The sequence below is a fragment of the Pseudomonas sp. WC2401 genome (assembly GCF_041200115.1).
GTDB classification, from domain to species: domain Bacteria; phylum Pseudomonadota; class Gammaproteobacteria; order Pseudomonadales; family Pseudomonadaceae; genus Aquipseudomonas; species Aquipseudomonas fragi.
In genome coordinates this window covers 47,077-61,552 of sequence record NZ_CP165623.1, presented here as the reverse complement: position 1 = coordinate 61,552, position 14,476 = coordinate 47,077, and the positions used below count along the sequence as shown (strand labels likewise).

The window sequence follows — 14,476 nt, the reverse complement described above, 5'->3', positions numbered from 1 at the left end:
GAGCCGGGCTTGCCCGCGATGCAGGCACCTCGTTCTATCTGGAGGAACAAAGTGCTGCCATCGCGGGCAAGCCCGCTCCCACAAGGGATTGGTGTTGTTTAAGTTTTTTGCTTTTGCTTTTGTTGTGACCACTCGATTGTGCAGGCGACGCGAATGCCCCTCACAGAAGGCCGAACGCAGGTGCTGTTATGGGGGTGGCGCGGCAGGACGCCGCGCCAGCCGCGATGGGCCATGGATGGCCCGTCGCGGCGTGCCCCCATAACAGTGCCGGAGAGAGGGAATCGGCGAGCCTTGGCGAGTCGGCCGTATGGTAGGGCGAGGACTTTTTGGTTCCTCTTTGGTCCTTCAAAAAGGGACTCGCCGTAAGGGCGAAACCAATATTTCAGTTAACCGCAGATGCCGGATATGTACCCGGTGTACCTGTTAAAACGCTAAAGCGGCAGCAGATTTGGCGCATCGCTCCCACAGGAACAAGAGGTCAACTGATGATCCAGCTCAAAATCCACAGCCCCAGCACCAGCCAGATCACACCGCCGATAATCGAGGCGCGAATAAAGGAGCGAACAGCGTTGTACAAAAACAGCAGGCCGATGATCAGCACTGCAATGCTGATGATTGAGGTGTCCATGCCCAGCGCCCGGGCCATGCCGTCGACAAAATTGCTGCCCGCCTCGGTGATGGCGCCGAACAGGCCATTCAGGGTCTCGACGATAAAACGCACCAGCGTGCCCAGCCACAGGCCAAGATTTCCGATAAAACTTTCGACGTGCATGGTCATGTTCCGATGAGTAAGGTGGCCACTGTGCCAGATATACACATTAGGCATCCATCCATCGCGCAAGTTGCGTAGCGAGTAAGTTTCAGTGGCGCCAGGGATCAAAAAATTACTGGGTTGGACGGCCGGCGGCTTGCTGGCGCTGTGTGCGTTGCTGTGGCTGGCTGACAGGATCTGGCCGCTGCCGTTGCCCAGGGATGATCAGGCCCGTGTTGTCCTGGCCGAAGACGGCACGCCACTGTGGCGCTTTGCCGATGCCAACGGTGTGTGGCGTTACCCGGTGCAGGTCAGTGAGGTGTCGCCGCTGTATCTGGATGCCTTGCTGACCTACGAGGACCGCTGGTTCTTTCAACACCCCGGGGTCAACCCGCTGGCGCTGGGCCGTGCGGCCTGGCAGAACCTTAGCGGCGGGCGGGTGTTGTCAGGCGGCAGCACGTTGTCGATGCAGGTTGCACGCCTGCTCGACCCGCATGAGCGGACGTTGCCCGGCAAGCTGCGTCAGCTATGGCGCACCGCTCAGCTGGAATGGCACCTGAGCAAGCCGCAGATTCTTGAGCTGTACCTCAATCGCGCGCCATTTGGCGGTACCCTGCAGGGTGTTGCTGCAGCCAGTTGGGCCTATCTGGGCAAGTCGCCACAGCAGCTCACCCGTTCCGAGGCAGCCCTGCTCGCCGTGTTGCCGCAAGCGCCAAGCCGCTTGCGCCCCGACCGTCACCCGCGGCGCGCACAAGTGGCCCGGGACAAGGTGCTGCGCCGGTTGGCGGAGTACCGGGTTTGGCCGCAGACGGCAGTCAGTGAGACGCTGCAAGAGCCGCTGCTGCTGGCCCCGCGCCTTGAACCGAGCCTGGCACCGTTGCTGGCTCGACGCCTCAACCGGCCCGGCAGCCCGCCGCTGATCCGCACCACGATCGATGTCGGCTTGCAGCGCCGTCTCGAAGACTTGCTGCTGGGTTGGCGCGCACGCTTGCCGGATCACACCTCGGCGGCCGTTGTGGTGGTCGAAACCGAAAACATGGCCGTGCGCGCCTACCTTGGCTCGGTGGACATTAACGATGCGCGTCGCTTCGGCCATGTCGATATGATCACCGCCATGCGCTCACCCGGCTCGACCCTCAAGCCGTTTTTGTACGGCATGGCGATGGATGCGGGGCTGATTCACTCGGAATCGCTGCTGCAGGATGTGCCCCGACGATTTGGCGACTATCGCCCCGGCAACTTTTCCCAGGGGTTCAGCGGGCCGGTGTCGGCCAGTGCGGCATTGGTGACGTCACTGAACCTGCCTGCCGTGCAATTGCTTGAGGCCTACGGGCCTAAACGCTTCGCCGCCGATATGCGCAACGGTGGCGTGCCCTTGAGCCTGCCGGCACTGGCCGAGCCCAATCTGGCCTTGATTCTGGGCGGCGCAGGCAGCCGTCTGGAAGATCTGGTCAGCGGTTACAGTGCCCTGGCGCGAGAAGGGCGCAGCGCCAATCTGCGCCTGCAACCCGATGACGCGTTGCGCGAGCGGCGCATGTTGTCGCCGGGGGCGGCGTGGGTGATTCGGCGCATCCTCAGCGGGCAGGCGCGCCCGGACCGCGACCCGACTGCCGAGTTGGTGCAGCGCCCGCAACTGGCCTGGAAAACCGGTACCAGCTATGGCTTTCGTGATGCGCTGGCGATTGGCGTGGGGCCGCGTTACTTGATCGGTGTATGGATCGGCCGCCCGGATGGTACCCCGGTGCCCGGGCAGTTTGGCCTGGCGTCGGCAGCCCCCTTGATGCTGCAAGTCCACGATGTGCTGAGCAACCGTGACAGCCAGCGCGGCATTGTCGCGCCGGTGCAGGCAGTGCCGGGCAGCGTCGGTGTAGCTGCGATTTGCTGGCCGCTGGGCCAGCCGATGAACAAGGATGACCCCAATTGTCGCCGGCAACGTTTTGCCTGGACCCTGGATCACACCACGCCGCCAACCTTGCTGGCGGCGGATCAGCCGTTGGGTGTGGGCCTGCGTGAAACGATCCGGGTCAACCCGCAAGGTTTGCGCGTTGGCCCGCAATGCGCTGACGGTCAACAACGCGAAGTGGCATTGTGGCCTGCCCCCCTTGAACCCTGGCTGCCTCGGGTCGAGCGGCGTGAAGCGCGTATGCCCGCCGCGTCCACGCAGTGCCCGCCGCCACCCTTGAATACGCTAACCCCGCTGTCGATTGTCGGCGTGCGTGATGGCGACCGCCTGCGCCGTCCTGCTGCCAGCCAGGCAGTGCTGCGCCTGGCGCTATCGGCCCTGGGCGGTGACGGTCGGCGCTGGTGGTTTATCAACGGCGCACCGATAGGCAATAGCGCACAACCAGAAGTATTCAACACCCCCCTGGAACAACCGGGGCGTTATGAGCTGAGTGTGCTCGACGAAAGCGGGCAAACCGCCCGGGTCGAGTTCAGTGTGGTGGAATAATCTCCCCCCCTGTGCGCTTGTTTTTACGCACTTACTATCAACTTAAAACCCGTCAATTAGGCTTATACCTAAAGTAGGGTCGCCGGGGGCGGTGTTTTCCGGGGGCAGTAATGGCATTGATATATATAGTTTTTTTACCGGCACTTAACGCCAAAGTATTAGTCCTCAAGAGGGAGTGCAGGCGTTGTATATAAGGGGTTAATACCAAGTTGTGAATTGTTTGATCAGGCCCGCGGCGTTGTTATGTACCCAACGGACGAATGTATCCCGGACACAGAGCAGGGAACTTCGAACTCAGGCGTAACAGGTGCAAGGGACTTAATCATGAACACTCAACTTTTTCTGAAAACCAGTACCGCTCTCCTCTTGGTCATGACTGTCAGCCTGGCTGGCTGCAGCGGTGGCGGTGGTGGCCACAAGAGCTATGTAGCCAGCAGTGATAGCGGGACTGACGCGGGTACAGGCGGTGGCACTGACGGCGGTACAGGTGGTGGAACCGGTGGCGGCACTGACGGCGGTACAGGCGGTGGGACCGGTGGCGGTACTGACGGCGGTACAGGCGGCGGAACCGGTGGCGGAACCGGTGGCGGCACTGGCGGCGGTACAGGCGGTGGAACCGGTGGCGGTACTGGCGGCGGTACAGGTGGTGGAACTGGCGGCGGCACTGGTGGCGGTACAGGTGCAGGTACTACGCCTCTGGTCACAGGCCAGGTTGTCGGTCAGGTCGGCAGCGCCCTTGGCGACGTGGGCACCACCGTCAGCGGGGTTGGCAGCACCCTGAGCACCGTGCCTGTAGTGGGCACCGTGGCTGGCGGCCTGGTGACCAACACCGGCAATGCCGTGACCTCGGTAACTGACGGCATTAGCGGTGGCCTGGGGTCGCTGGGCACCGACAAGAACTCCCTCGGCCTGACTGTTGGTGGTGTAACCAACGCGGTTAGTGATGTAGGCAAAGGCGTTTCGTCAGTGGGTACGGGTCTGACTACCGTGCTGGACAACACCCCGATCAGCCAGATCCCGCTGGTGGGTGGCGTGGTTGGCAAGGTGACAGACACCACCGGCGGTTTGGTCAACAAAGTGGGCACCACCGTGACCATGCTCGGCAACACCCTGACCACCGATGTGAGCAGTGGCAAGTTGGGCGCATTGACCGGCGGAGTGAATGACAAAGTGCTGGTGCCGGTGATTTCGCTGGTTGAAAACGTGACCGGCAAAGTGGGCACCACCACAGGTCTGGGGGCGCCGGTGGACGGTTTGCTGAACAAGGTAGGTGGCACCGTAAGCGGCCTGGGCGGCAAGGTCACGGCTACCGGTGGCGACAACCCGGTGACTTCTCTGGTCGGTGGCGTGCTGACCGGTGTGGGCGGTGCGGTTGACAAGGCTGGCGGCTACGTCAATCCGGCAGCGGGCTCCACGGGTAGCGGTACGGGTACCGGGACAGGTCTGGGTGGTCTGCTGGGTGGTCTGGGTGTGGGCGCAAGCGCCGGGGCAGGTGCTGGTGCCGGGGCTGGTACAGGCGGTGTGAGCGCCGGTGCGGGGGCCGGTGCAGGCGCAGGTGTAGGCGCCGGGGTTGGCGGTCTGCTGGGCGGCCTGGGTGTGGGGGCAAGCGCTGGCGGCAGCGTCGGGGCAGGTTCTGGCACTACTGGAACTGGTGCAGGTGCTGGTGCAGCCGGGGGTGTTGGTGGTGTCGTCGGTGGCGTAGTGGGTGGTCTTGGCGGCTTGCTGGGTGTCAAGGTGGATTCAGGCAGCAACACTGCGGGTACAACAGTGGGCGCAGCGGGCGGCGCAGCAGCAGGTGCGGCTACCGGTGGCCTGGGCGGGGTGCTTGGGGGCGTGGTAGGCGGGCTGGGTAACCTGGGCAAGAAATAACTGAAGAATATTGCACCTGGCCGGTTCGACGGCCTTACCTACAGCGCCTACGCTTGGTTGGGACGAGAGATTCAGATGAGTCTCTCGTCTTTTTTCATGTGCAGGTTGTAGGACTGATGCTCGGGCCGCTTCGCAAAGCATTCTAAAAATGAAGCCCCTCGTTATGCCGCCGTAGTTGAACATGGAGTGTCCTATGCGTAATTGCGTTCCCTTTCTATTGCTGGCGTTGGCCCCCTATGCCGGTGCCGAGTCGCTTCCGCGCTTTCTAAATAGCAACGACAGCATGCAAACCCTGCCCACGCCCAACCTGCCGGTGGATGCCTACCGCCCTGCAGCGCCTGCGCTGGAGTTGCCCAAGCCGGCAGCTGCGCAAGCCCGGCCATTGGAAATGGGCACCCGCCTGACCATTCGCAAGTTGCAGATCGAAGGGGGCACGATTTATCCGCTGCCAGAGCTGGGTGCGGTCTACAAACCGCTGCTGGGCCATGAAATCACCCTGGCCGAACTGATCGAGGCCACGCGCCAGATCACCAAGCGTTACCAGGATGACGGCTATTTATTGTCCTATGCGTTCTTGCCACAGCAGAACTTCGACCAGGGCCTGGTGCGTGTGGTGCTGGTCGAAGGCTATATCAGCGAGTACAAGGTTGACGGCGATATCGGGCGGGTAAAAGGGTTTGTGGATGAACTGGTCGACAAGCTCAAGGGCGAACGCCCGCTGACGCGTAAAACCTTCAACCGCTACAGCACGCTGCTCAGCCGCATTCCCGGGGTGACCCTGGAGGCGCAAGTGCCGCCGCCGGGCACCACCGATGGCGCATCGACGTTGCATATCAGTGCCAGCCGCAAACCTTTCACCACCAGCATGAGCCTGGTCGAAGGCAACCGCAGCAGTACCCAGGCGCTGCTTTCTGCCAGCAGCAACTCGCAAACGGCGATGGCCGAACAATTGACCCTGAGCGGGTTGTTTCCGCCGGGCAATGACAAGGAGCACTACTACCGCCTCGATTACAGCCAGTACCTGAATGCCGAAGGCACGCAGTTGAGCCTGTATGGCTCCAGCTATCGCAGCGACCCGAGCACCAACATTGCCACCACCGATGGCTTTGAACTCAAGCCGCACCGCGAGAACGACCGCTTCTCCATCGGCGTCAGCCATCCACTGATTGCCGCACCGGATCAATGGCTCAGTGTCGCTGGCCGCCTGTATGGGGTGAACGACAATACAGACTACGAAATCGTCGGCTACGGGCAGACTATCAGCGAAAAAACCAACACCCGGGCCGTGGCCCTGGAAGGGGACTGGCGCAAGTCCGATGCCAAGCAGTTGCGCATTGTCAGTGCGGGTCTGTACCAGGGCATCAATGGCTTGGGCGCCAAGAGCGAGACTAACCTGACCAGCACCCAGTACGACCTGGACTTCTTCCGTTTGCGCCTGTCGGGCGTGCAGAGTGACGGCTACTTCGACAACTGGCAGGGCGTGGTTTCGGGCGCGCTGTACTGGAGCGACGACACCCTGCCTGACAGCGAGCGGGCGGTATTCGGCGGGCAGAACTTCGGCCGTGGCTATCCGGACGACCAGGCCTCGGGGGACAAGGGTTGGGGTGTGGCTTACGAACTTAATTACAGCTTCAATCGCGACGGTGAGTGGGTGAAGTTGCTCCAGCCTTATGCCGTGTTGGACAGGGCCAAGGCCTGGTACAACGAACTGCCGCTCAAAGGCTCGGATATGTCCTCGGCAGCACTGGGTTTGCGCTTTGGTGACAAGCGCTATTACAACATTGCCCTGGAAGTTGCCAAGCCGATGTCGGATATCGCCCTGGACAGTTTTAATCGTCGGCCGCGCTATACGTTGAGTTTTAGTTATCAGTTGTAGGCCATGACAGTAAAAGCCCGCATCTATAAGTTATAGGTGCGGGCTTTTATATTAAAAAGGTCAAGTTCTGGCCAGGTGCAATTGTGTAGGCTGAGGGAAGAGGTTTTCGAGGGTGTCGAGCAGGCGCACATGGTAGATGGGCTTGCGAAACAGGTCCAGCACCTGCAGGCGCAGAAGGTCGCTTACATCGTCCATATCGGCGTGCCCGGAAATGACAATCACCGGCAAATGCTGGCGCGATGTGTGCTCGCGCAGGCGCTTTATCAGCGCAATACCGCTCTCTTCCGGCATGCGCAGGTCGGTGATGACCAGCGCAATATCCGGATGTTGGGTCAACTGCGAAAGGGCGAGTTTGACTGAAGTTGCCGTATAGCAACAAAAGCCCTCGCCCTCCAGCAGCTCAGCCAACTCCAGCAGTGCGTCCTCTTCGTCATCCACCAGGAGTAGTTGTTGGCGTGATGGGGAGAGGGGCATGTTAATTACTCTTTATACGAGTGAATGTAATGGCTCCGCAATTAAATATCAGGCAGGAGGGTTTAGACCGGTTTTGATTTTGGTGAATATACCTGTGACCGCTGTTTGTACATCAGGTGAAAGCCCCGCAATCACCACCGCCACCATCGCCGCAATAATTGCATATTCAATACCCGAGGCACCTTCAGTCCGTTTTGCAAACAACTTGGCCTGGCGCGCTACAAATACCTGTGCAGGTACATACACTTTCAGAACAGTATTTAACATCATCTGACTTCTCCTTAGTGCGCCGGGTCGGGCACTGCGTAACAAGGGTGCAGGGTGATTTCCATCTGCAGTCACAGCATTGGCAATAAATGAATTTCCCACAACTGTATCATTGGACTAATCACAAAGTATTAATCCAAATGAGTATTTAGAAAATGCGTATCAAATCAAACTATTCACAATTGACTAGAGATTTTTTAGTTCGCTAATGGCATTTTGCTTTACCTGAGCTATTTTTAAATAGCGAATGGTTGCAAAAGCATTAAAGGTTCATAGCTGCCTGATTGTGAATGGGTTTTTTAGTCTGCAGTGCGCAGTGATAAAGGGAGTTTGTGCATGAACAATCGACGCAGTCTGATACTGGCCGCCATTTTGTTTGTCGGGGCAATTGCCGCCGGTTACTGGGGGCTGGTATTGAGTCGACAGCAGCCGGTTGCCGAAGTTCCGGTGGCTCAGTCGGTAGAGCAAGGTGTAGCGGCAGTTGAAGACAAAACCCGCCAGGCGGTGGTGGTACTGGTCCGTGATGTCCCCCCGAATGTGGCCTTGACGGCCGATGATCTGACCCTGGAAAAACTCCGTACCGCACCTGCCGGCAGCCTGACTGCCATTGATCAGGCGGTGGGGCGCACTCCGTGGCGCAGCCTGAGTGCAGGCACCTGGCTGAGCGAGCAAAGTTTTGAAATGGGTGGCCCGCTGGCCCGCATGATTCGCCCGGATGAGCGCGCACTGGGGGTGATGATTGATGAAGTGAGCGCTGCAGGAGGGCAGCTCAGCCCCGGCGATTACGTCGATATCCTGTTGTTCTTGCGTCAGGACAGTGGCAATCCTCAGCAGTCGGCGCAAGTGGTATTGCCGGCAGTGCGGGTGCTGAGTGTGGGGGGCGAGCTGGGTTTGACCAGTGATGGCAAGTTGGCCAGCCAACCGAAAAACGCCGAAGAAGCGCTCAAGCAAGAGCAAAGCCGTATCAATGCGCGCTCCGCAGTTCTGGCTGTGCCTGAACTGCTTCTTAATCAACTGATGCTCGCGACCCAGGCAGGCACCCTGCGCCTGGCCGTGCGCAGCGCCGATGAACAACGTTTGAGCAAATATTGGGCGGGTGAGCAGGAATCTGCGACTAACCTTGAGAATGCCAAACGCAGTCTTTATCAATTTAACCAGTTAGCCATGGCCAGTCCGGCAAGAGTGCCAGTCAGCAGCAATCCCGCAGTCGCCCCCCGGGTGCGCGGTATTGAAGTGATCCGAGGCAATCAAACGGCTCAGCAGTAGGCCCAATAAAAATCCTTATCTGCAAGGAAAACCAACATGAGCCACCGTTGCGCTCCACTTTATAAACGTGCTGTCTGGACGCTGCTGCTGAGCAGCTTGCCCCTGCAAATGGCCTTGGCCGCAGGCGAAAACTGCGCGGCTTTCAACGCCTTGCCGTCGGTACTGGAAGTGGCCCAGGGGGCCCAAAAGGCTATGGGTTTCCCGGTGAGTATCTCGCGCATTGCCGTGGGCGATCCCACCATCGCCGATATTCGCTCCAATGGTCCCAACGCCTTTTTGCTCACCGGTATTGCTTCGGGCACCACCAGCCTGATGGTCTGGAGCGCCTGCTCGAAAGAGCCGCACCAGACCATGCTGTTCGTCAAGGGCAAGGCCGCCTCGGGTTTGACCGGTACGGCGTTGCCGCCTTCCGAAGACCCGACCTTGCCGGTGCAGGTACAAACCGATATCCGCTTTGTCGAAGTCAGCCGCACCAAGCTGCAGGAAGCCAGTACTTCGATCTTCGGCATGGGCAGCAACTTTCTGTTCGGCTCGCCGGGTTCATTCCTCAGTACCGCTGAAGGGATTATCACCGGTGGCCCAGTGGCCAATGCCAAGTATTTCAATATCGGTTTTGGCGGCGGCAAGGTCAGGGCCATGATCAACGCCCTGGAAGGCAGCGGTTTTGCCTACACCCTGGCGCGTCCCAGCCTGGTGGCCATGAGCGGGCAGAGCGCGACCTTTCTGGCCGGTGGCGAAGTACCGATCCCGGTGCCCAGCAGCGGCAGCGATAACGTGTCGATCGAGTACAAGGAGTTCGGTATCCGCCTCACGCTGACCCCGACCGTGGTGGGTCGTGATCGCATCATGCTCAAGGTGGCCCCCGAGGTCAGCGAGCTGGACTACACCAATGCGGTGAATATCGCTGGCACCCTGGTACCGGGCCTGACGGTTCGCCGCACTGATACCAGCATCTCCCTGGCCGATGGCGAAAGCTTTGTGATCAGTGGTTTGATCAGTTCGCGCAACAGTTCCCAGGTCAACAAATTCCCGGGGCTGGGCGATATTCCGATTCTTGGCGCTTTTTTCCGCGACTCCAATATCAGTCGTGAAGAGAAAGAACTGCTGATGATCGTCACTCCGCATCTGGTTCAGCCACTGGCTGTCAATGCGGCACTGCCGACGATGCCCGGGGAGCAATTGCGCAATTATGACCCCAACTGGTATCGCCTGTATTTCCTTGAGAACGGCAAATTCAATAGCCGCAGCGGGTTATCTCAATGAGCCAAAGCCTAAGCCAGACATTTCTCGCGCTGACGCGCAACAACACCGATCTTGAGTGGCTGCAGGGAGCATTAGCGCCGTTGGGTCAAGTGGTGGGTGCAGGCACAAGTAGCCTGGATGAACTGCTGGCCCTGGTTGATGTGACGTTTGCCGGCCTGATATTTGTGGGCTTGGATCGGGACAAGGTGGTTAACCAGTGCGCGCTGATCGAAGGCGCACTGGAAGCCAAGCCCATGCTGGCCATCGTTGCCTTGGGCGACGGTATGGATAACCAGTTGGTGCTTAATGCCATGCGCGCCGGGGCGAGGGATTTTGTCGCCTACGGTTCGCGTTCCAGCGAGGTGGCCGGGCTGGTCCGGCGCCTGAGCAAGCGCCTGCCACCCGTGGCACCCAACGCCCAGTTGGGTGGCTTGAGCGTGTTGTTCAGTGCGCAATGCAATGCCGATGGTGCATTGCTGGCCAGCCACTTGGGGCTGGTAGTGCAAAAGAGTGAACAAAAAACCCTGTTTCTGGACCTGGGCGTCCCCCGTGGCGATGGCCTGGCGGTGCTGGGCCTGGAGAGTTCGTTCTTTTTTGGTGATGCCCTGCGCCATTTGCGGCGCCTGGACAGCACCTTGATTGACAGCGCCTTTACCAAGACCGCCAGTGGTTTGCGTGTATTGGCCCACAGCGACAGTGACGAGCCACTGGAGCAAACCAGTGCTGCCGAGCTGTATATGTTGCTCAGCGCCTTGCGCCAGCACTTCCAGCATATTGTCGTTAACCTCACGGGGCAGCCTGACAGTGAAGCGCTGCGCACCTTTGCCACCCATTGCGACAGCCTGTTGTGGTACACCGACCAAAGCGTGCTCGATTGCCGCCGCAACCTCGACGTGCTCAGCCGCTGGCGGGCCAAGGGCATGAAGTTCGAGCATACGGGCTTGCTGATCGATCGCTACATGAGTGGCGTTGCGCCCAATGCCGATGCCCTGGGTAAAAGCTTTGGCCTGCCAGTGATGGCGACACTGCCGCCCAGCCCTGAATTGCGCATCAATGCCAAGAACCAGGCCACCACCCTGTTTGACCTGGCCCCCCGCGAAGCCCTGAGCCAGGCCCTGAAAAAACTCGGCGAGCGGCTGGTCCTGCGTTCGCAAGTCCCTGAACAAGCGGCTTCCAAGTCAGGTGCCTGGCTAAATCTGAACCGCCTGTGGGGGGCCAAATGAGCAATGAACAGCTGTTTGGCTCAGGCCTGTATAAAGACGGCCGGGCGGACCATGACGGCCTTAAACTGGTGCTGCACCGCTATATCATCGATGCCATTGAAGAAACCGGGAAAAACCTGCTGGAAGGCTCCCGTGTGTCTTTGGCCCAGTTTGTTACCGAGCGGGTAGCCGAGTATGTGTCGCGTCTGCACCTGGCCATTTCCCGTTATGAAATGGAGCGGCTGGCCGAAGAAATCGTCGACGAGCTGACCGGTTTCGGCCCCCTCGAAGTGCTGCTGCGCGACCCGGCCGTGACTGAAATCCTGGTCAACGGCCCCCATCGGGTGTTTGTCGAGCGCGAGGGGCGGCTCAGCCAGAGCGATCTGCGTTTTATCGATGACCATCATGTGGAACGGGTGATGCAGCGCATTCTGGCGCCTCTGGGGCGGCGTCTGGATGAGTCCTCGCCGATGGTCGATGCACGCCTGCCCGATGGCAGCCGGGTCAACGCGATCATTCCGCCCATTGCCCTGGATGGCCCGTGCCTGTCGATCCGGAAATTTCGCAAGGACATGCTGCAAAGCAGCGACCTGGTGGCCATGCAGACCATCGACCAGGCGATCTATGAGTTCTTTCAGGAGGCGGTGGGCAAGCGCTGCAATATCCTGATCAGCGGTGGTACCGGTACCGGTAAAACCACGCTGCTCAATATCCTCAGCCAGCTGATCAACCCCCATGAACGCCTGGTCACCATCGAGGACGTAGCCGAATTGCAGTTGGGCCATCCCCATGTGGTGCGCCTCGAAACCCGCCCGCCCAATGCCGAAGGGCATGGCGAGGTGAAATCCAGCGACCTGATCCGCAACGCCCTGCGGATGCGCCCGGACCGCATCATCCTCGGTGAGATCCGTGGTGTGGAAGTGCTCGATGTGTTGACCGCGATGAACACTGGTCACGATGGCTCCATGAGTACCGTGCACGCCAACACCGCACAGGACGCCCTGCTGCGACTGGAGACCCTGGTGGGCTTGACCGGGCGCACGGTGGCGGAAAAAACCCTGCGCCAGATGATCTGCGCCGCACTGGACGTGATTATCCAGCTGACGCGCATGCCCGATGGTCGCCGTTGCGTCAGTGAGGTGCTGGAAGTGGTGGGGGTGCGTGACGATGTGTACGTGACCAACACCCTGTTCCGCCTCGACAAGCGCACCGGCTTTGGTTTTATGCGCGAAGCCTTGAACCCGGCAAGCGACAAGTTGCGTCGTGATCCCGTCCTGAACGCCCACGGCTGAGGCACTGCATATGAACCCGGCCTTACTGCTTTTTACCATCAGTTTCCTGATGTTCGCCTTGTCGTTGAACCTGGTGTATCGCGCCCTGACCGACCCGACCACGGGCCGTGTTCTGGAGCGTCTGGGTGAAGGCCAGCCGCAATTGGCGGAGAAACACCAGGGGCTGGCCTGGCTCGACCGGGCCTTTTTGCAGGCCGGGTTGGGGCGTCCTTCAGAACGGCTGGGGGTGTGGCTGTCGCTATGGGCCGCAGCGGTGATTGTGGCGGGCCTGATCGGAGGCTGGGTGTTCTTGCTCGCGTTGCTGGTGCTGCCGCCGGTGCTGCTCAAGCTGTTTGTCAGCTGGCGTTACCATCGCCGGGTTCGGCGCATGGTTGAGCAACTGCCGTTGTTGCTCGATCACTGTGTGCGCAGCCTCAAGGCCGGGCGCACCCTGGCCGATGCGGTGCTGACCGCCATCGAGGCGTCCAGTGACCCGCTCAAGAGCAGCATCAGCCGGGTGTCGCGCAACGTGCAGATGGGGGTGAGCCTGCCTGAAGCCGTGAACGATTTTGCCGAGCTTTATGAACGTGATGAATTTCGCATGTTTGCCCTGGGGCTGAAGGTCAACCACCGTTATGGCGGCAACGCCAGTGAGTTGCTGGAGAACCTGATCGTATTGATTCGCGAGCGCGAACAGGGCGCCCGCAAGCTGCGGGCCATGACGGGTGAAACGCGGATGACGGCGCTGGTATTGGGCTCGTTGCCAGTTTTTGTGGTGGGATTCTTTATGGTCACCAACCCCAGCTACATGCTCAAGATGTGGCAGGACGGCGGCGGGCAGCACATGCTCCTGACGGCAATGGCCATGCAGATAGTCGGCAGTGTGGCGCTGTGGCGCATGGTACGGAGCGTATGACATGGCCTTTTTGATTTGTGTGGTGTTGCTGTTGGGCGCCATGGCGCTGCTGATCAATAACGTGGTCCAGGACCGCGTTAGCCAGCAACGGGTCATGCAGCGCCTGGAAGGTGACAAGACCGGGCCCGGCAAGCTCACCTTGTGGATGCGGGCGGTGGGCAACAGCAAGTTTGGCCAGCGCTCGGTGTCGATGGACAGCGAGACCCAGACCCTGCTCAACCGCATCGGCTGGCGTACCGCCAGTCAGCGCTCGCTGTTTGCCGCCTTTCAGATCGGCACGCCGATAGCCTTTGCCGGGTTGGTGTTTCTGGGCCATGAGCTGTTTTTCCCGCGTTCGGGCAATCTGCTGGTGGTGTTGCTGTTCTCCCTGGCTTTGGGCTATCTGATCCCCAAGCGATTGTTGGCCTATGCTGCAAAAAGGCGCCAGCAGGAAGTGGCGATCGAAGTTTCAACCTTTATCCCGTTGCTGCGCATTCTGTTTGAGTCGGGCATGGCAGTCGAACAGGCGTTGCGGGTATTGAGCCAGGAAGCGCGGCACTTGCTGCCGGTGCTGACCGGTGAGTTGCGTGTGGTTCTGGCCCGGGTCGACTCGGGGCTGGAGTTGAACCAGGAACTGAGCAAAACCGCGAGTCTGCTGGATGTGGACGAGTTCAATGACACCTGCGTGATTCTGCAGCAATTGATTCAGCAGGGTGGTGGCGCGATGAAGTCATTGCAGGCACTCAAGGAGCTGCTGGATGACCGTCGTTTGACCCGCATGGAGGAGTACATCTCCAAAATGTCCGCCAAAATGTCGGTAGTGATGATGGTGTTTCTGTTCCCCGCTTTGATGATCGTCTTGGCCGGGCCGAGTTTTGTCGCTATCTCGCGAGCCTTTCTCTCTTGACCAGGGG

At 59.9% G+C, this 14,476-nt stretch carries 12 protein-coding genes; 9 read left to right on the top strand and 3 right to left on the bottom strand.

The features are described 5' to 3' along the window. Window positions 1–478: 478 nt before the first annotated feature. A complete protein-coding gene (locus tag AB3G35_RS00270; protein WP_016783546.1) occupies window positions 479–772 on the bottom strand; it encodes a hypothetical protein in 294 nt (97 codons plus the stop codon). 91 nt (window positions 773–863) lie between these two features. Between AB3G35_RS00270 and pbpC the strand changes: the two genes are divergently transcribed. The 3 genes from pbpC (at window position 864) to AB3G35_RS00255 (ending at window position 6,945) form a co-directional block, all read left to right on the top strand. Further along, the gene (gene pbpC / locus AB3G35_RS00265; RefSeq protein ID WP_369782206.1) at window positions 864–3,200 is read left to right on the top strand and encodes a peptidoglycan glycosyltransferase PbpC; all 2,337 of its coding nucleotides are present in this window, start codon (window positions 864–866) and stop codon (window positions 3,198–3,200) included. Window positions 3,201–3,524: 324 nt separating this feature from the next. Beyond that, the gene (locus AB3G35_RS00260; RefSeq protein WP_369782205.1) at window positions 3,525–5,069 is read left to right on the top strand and encodes a collagen-like triple helix repeat-containing protein; all 1,545 of its coding nucleotides are present in this window, start codon (window positions 3,525–3,527) and stop codon (window positions 5,067–5,069) included. 193 nt (window positions 5,070–5,262) lie between these two features. Then, window positions 5,263–6,945, top strand: coding sequence for a ShlB/FhaC/HecB family hemolysin secretion/activation protein (locus AB3G35_RS00255; protein WP_029611736.1), 1,683 nt, complete (start codon window positions 5,263–5,265; stop codon window positions 6,943–6,945). A 60-nt stretch (window positions 6,946–7,005) separates the two neighbouring features. Here the strand turns inward: AB3G35_RS00255 and AB3G35_RS00250 are convergent, their stop codons facing one another. Then, window positions 7,006–7,419 carry a response regulator gene (locus tag AB3G35_RS00250; protein WP_016783550.1) on the bottom strand — a complete coding sequence of 138 codons (414 nt, stop codon included), beginning with the start codon at window positions 7,417–7,419 and terminating at the stop codon, window positions 7,006–7,008. A 48-nt stretch (window positions 7,420–7,467) separates the two neighbouring features. Next, window positions 7,468–7,689, bottom strand: coding sequence for a Flp family type IVb pilin (locus AB3G35_RS00245; RefSeq protein ID WP_016783551.1), 222 nt, complete (start codon window positions 7,687–7,689; stop codon window positions 7,468–7,470). 333 nt (window positions 7,690–8,022) lie between these two features. Here AB3G35_RS00245 and cpaB point away from each other — a divergent pair, with 333 nt between their 5' ends. Genes cpaB through AB3G35_RS00215 form a run of 6 tightly spaced genes read left to right on the top strand, consistent with a single transcriptional unit; the run spans window position 8,023 to window position 14,469 of the window. Further along, window positions 8,023–8,952 carry a Flp pilus assembly protein CpaB gene (cpaB, locus tag AB3G35_RS00240; RefSeq protein ID WP_016783552.1) on the top strand — a complete coding sequence of 310 codons (930 nt, stop codon included), beginning with the start codon at window positions 8,023–8,025 and terminating at the stop codon, window positions 8,950–8,952. Between the two features lie 36 nt (window positions 8,953–8,988). Beyond that, window positions 8,989–10,215: a type II and III secretion system protein family protein gene (locus AB3G35_RS00235; RefSeq protein WP_016783553.1), complete on the top strand. Its 1,227-nt coding sequence runs from the start codon at window positions 8,989–8,991 to the stop codon at window positions 10,213–10,215. Continuing rightward, the gene (locus tag AB3G35_RS00230) at window positions 10,212–11,417 is read left to right on the top strand and encodes a protein TadZ (protein ID WP_016783554.1); all 1,206 of its coding nucleotides are present in this window, start codon (window positions 10,212–10,214) and stop codon (window positions 11,415–11,417) included. Before AB3G35_RS00235 ends, AB3G35_RS00230 begins: the two co-directional genes overlap by 4 nt. Further along, window positions 11,414–12,688 carry a CpaF family protein gene (locus AB3G35_RS00225; protein ID WP_016783555.1) on the top strand — a complete coding sequence of 425 codons (1,275 nt, stop codon included), beginning with the start codon at window positions 11,414–11,416 and terminating at the stop codon, window positions 12,686–12,688. Before AB3G35_RS00230 ends, AB3G35_RS00225 begins: the two co-directional genes overlap by 4 nt. 10 nt (window positions 12,689–12,698) lie before the next feature. Then, window positions 12,699–13,583, top strand: a complete 885-nt coding sequence (locus AB3G35_RS00220; protein ID WP_083369651.1) for a type II secretion system F family protein — start codon at window positions 12,699–12,701, stop codon at window positions 13,581–13,583. A gap of 1 nt (window position 13,584) precedes the next feature. After that, window positions 13,585–14,469 carry a type II secretion system F family protein gene (locus AB3G35_RS00215; protein WP_016783558.1) on the top strand — a complete coding sequence of 295 codons (885 nt, stop codon included), beginning with the start codon at window positions 13,585–13,587 and terminating at the stop codon, window positions 14,467–14,469. The last annotated feature ends 7 nt before the right edge of the window (window positions 14,470–14,476 follow it).

What these genes read in the sequence shown, in the direction of transcription:
- AB3G35_RS00250 (WP_016783550.1), bottom strand. Translation starts at nt 7,419, where the DNA reads ATGCCCCTCTCCCCATCACGCCAACAACTACTCCTGGTGGATGACGAA.
- AB3G35_RS00225 (WP_016783555.1), top strand. Translation starts at nt 11,414, where the DNA reads ATGAGCAATGAACAGCTGTTTGGCTCAGGCCTGTATAAAGACGGCCGG.
- cpaB (WP_016783552.1), top strand. Translation starts at nt 8,023, where the DNA reads ATGAACAATCGACGCAGTCTGATACTGGCCGCCATTTTGTTTGTCGGG.
- AB3G35_RS00235 (WP_016783553.1), top strand. Translation starts at nt 8,989, where the DNA reads ATGAGCCACCGTTGCGCTCCACTTTATAAACGTGCTGTCTGGACGCTG.
- AB3G35_RS00215 (WP_016783558.1), top strand. Translation starts at nt 13,585, where the DNA reads ATGGCCTTTTTGATTTGTGTGGTGTTGCTGTTGGGCGCCATGGCGCTG.
- AB3G35_RS00270 (WP_016783546.1), bottom strand. Translation starts at nt 772, where the DNA reads ATGCACGTCGAAAGTTTTATCGGAAATCTTGGCCTGTGGCTGGGCACG.
- AB3G35_RS00220 (WP_083369651.1), top strand. Translation starts at nt 12,699, where the DNA reads ATGAACCCGGCCTTACTGCTTTTTACCATCAGTTTCCTGATGTTCGCC.
- AB3G35_RS00255 (WP_029611736.1), top strand. Translation starts at nt 5,263, where the DNA reads ATGCGTAATTGCGTTCCCTTTCTATTGCTGGCGTTGGCCCCCTATGCC.
- AB3G35_RS00245 (WP_016783551.1), bottom strand. Translation starts at nt 7,689, where the DNA reads ATGATGTTAAATACTGTTCTGAAAGTGTATGTACCTGCACAGGTATTT.
- AB3G35_RS00260 (WP_369782205.1), top strand. Translation starts at nt 3,525, where the DNA reads ATGAACACTCAACTTTTTCTGAAAACCAGTACCGCTCTCCTCTTGGTC.
- AB3G35_RS00230 (WP_016783554.1), top strand. Translation starts at nt 10,212, where the DNA reads ATGAGCCAAAGCCTAAGCCAGACATTTCTCGCGCTGACGCGCAACAAC.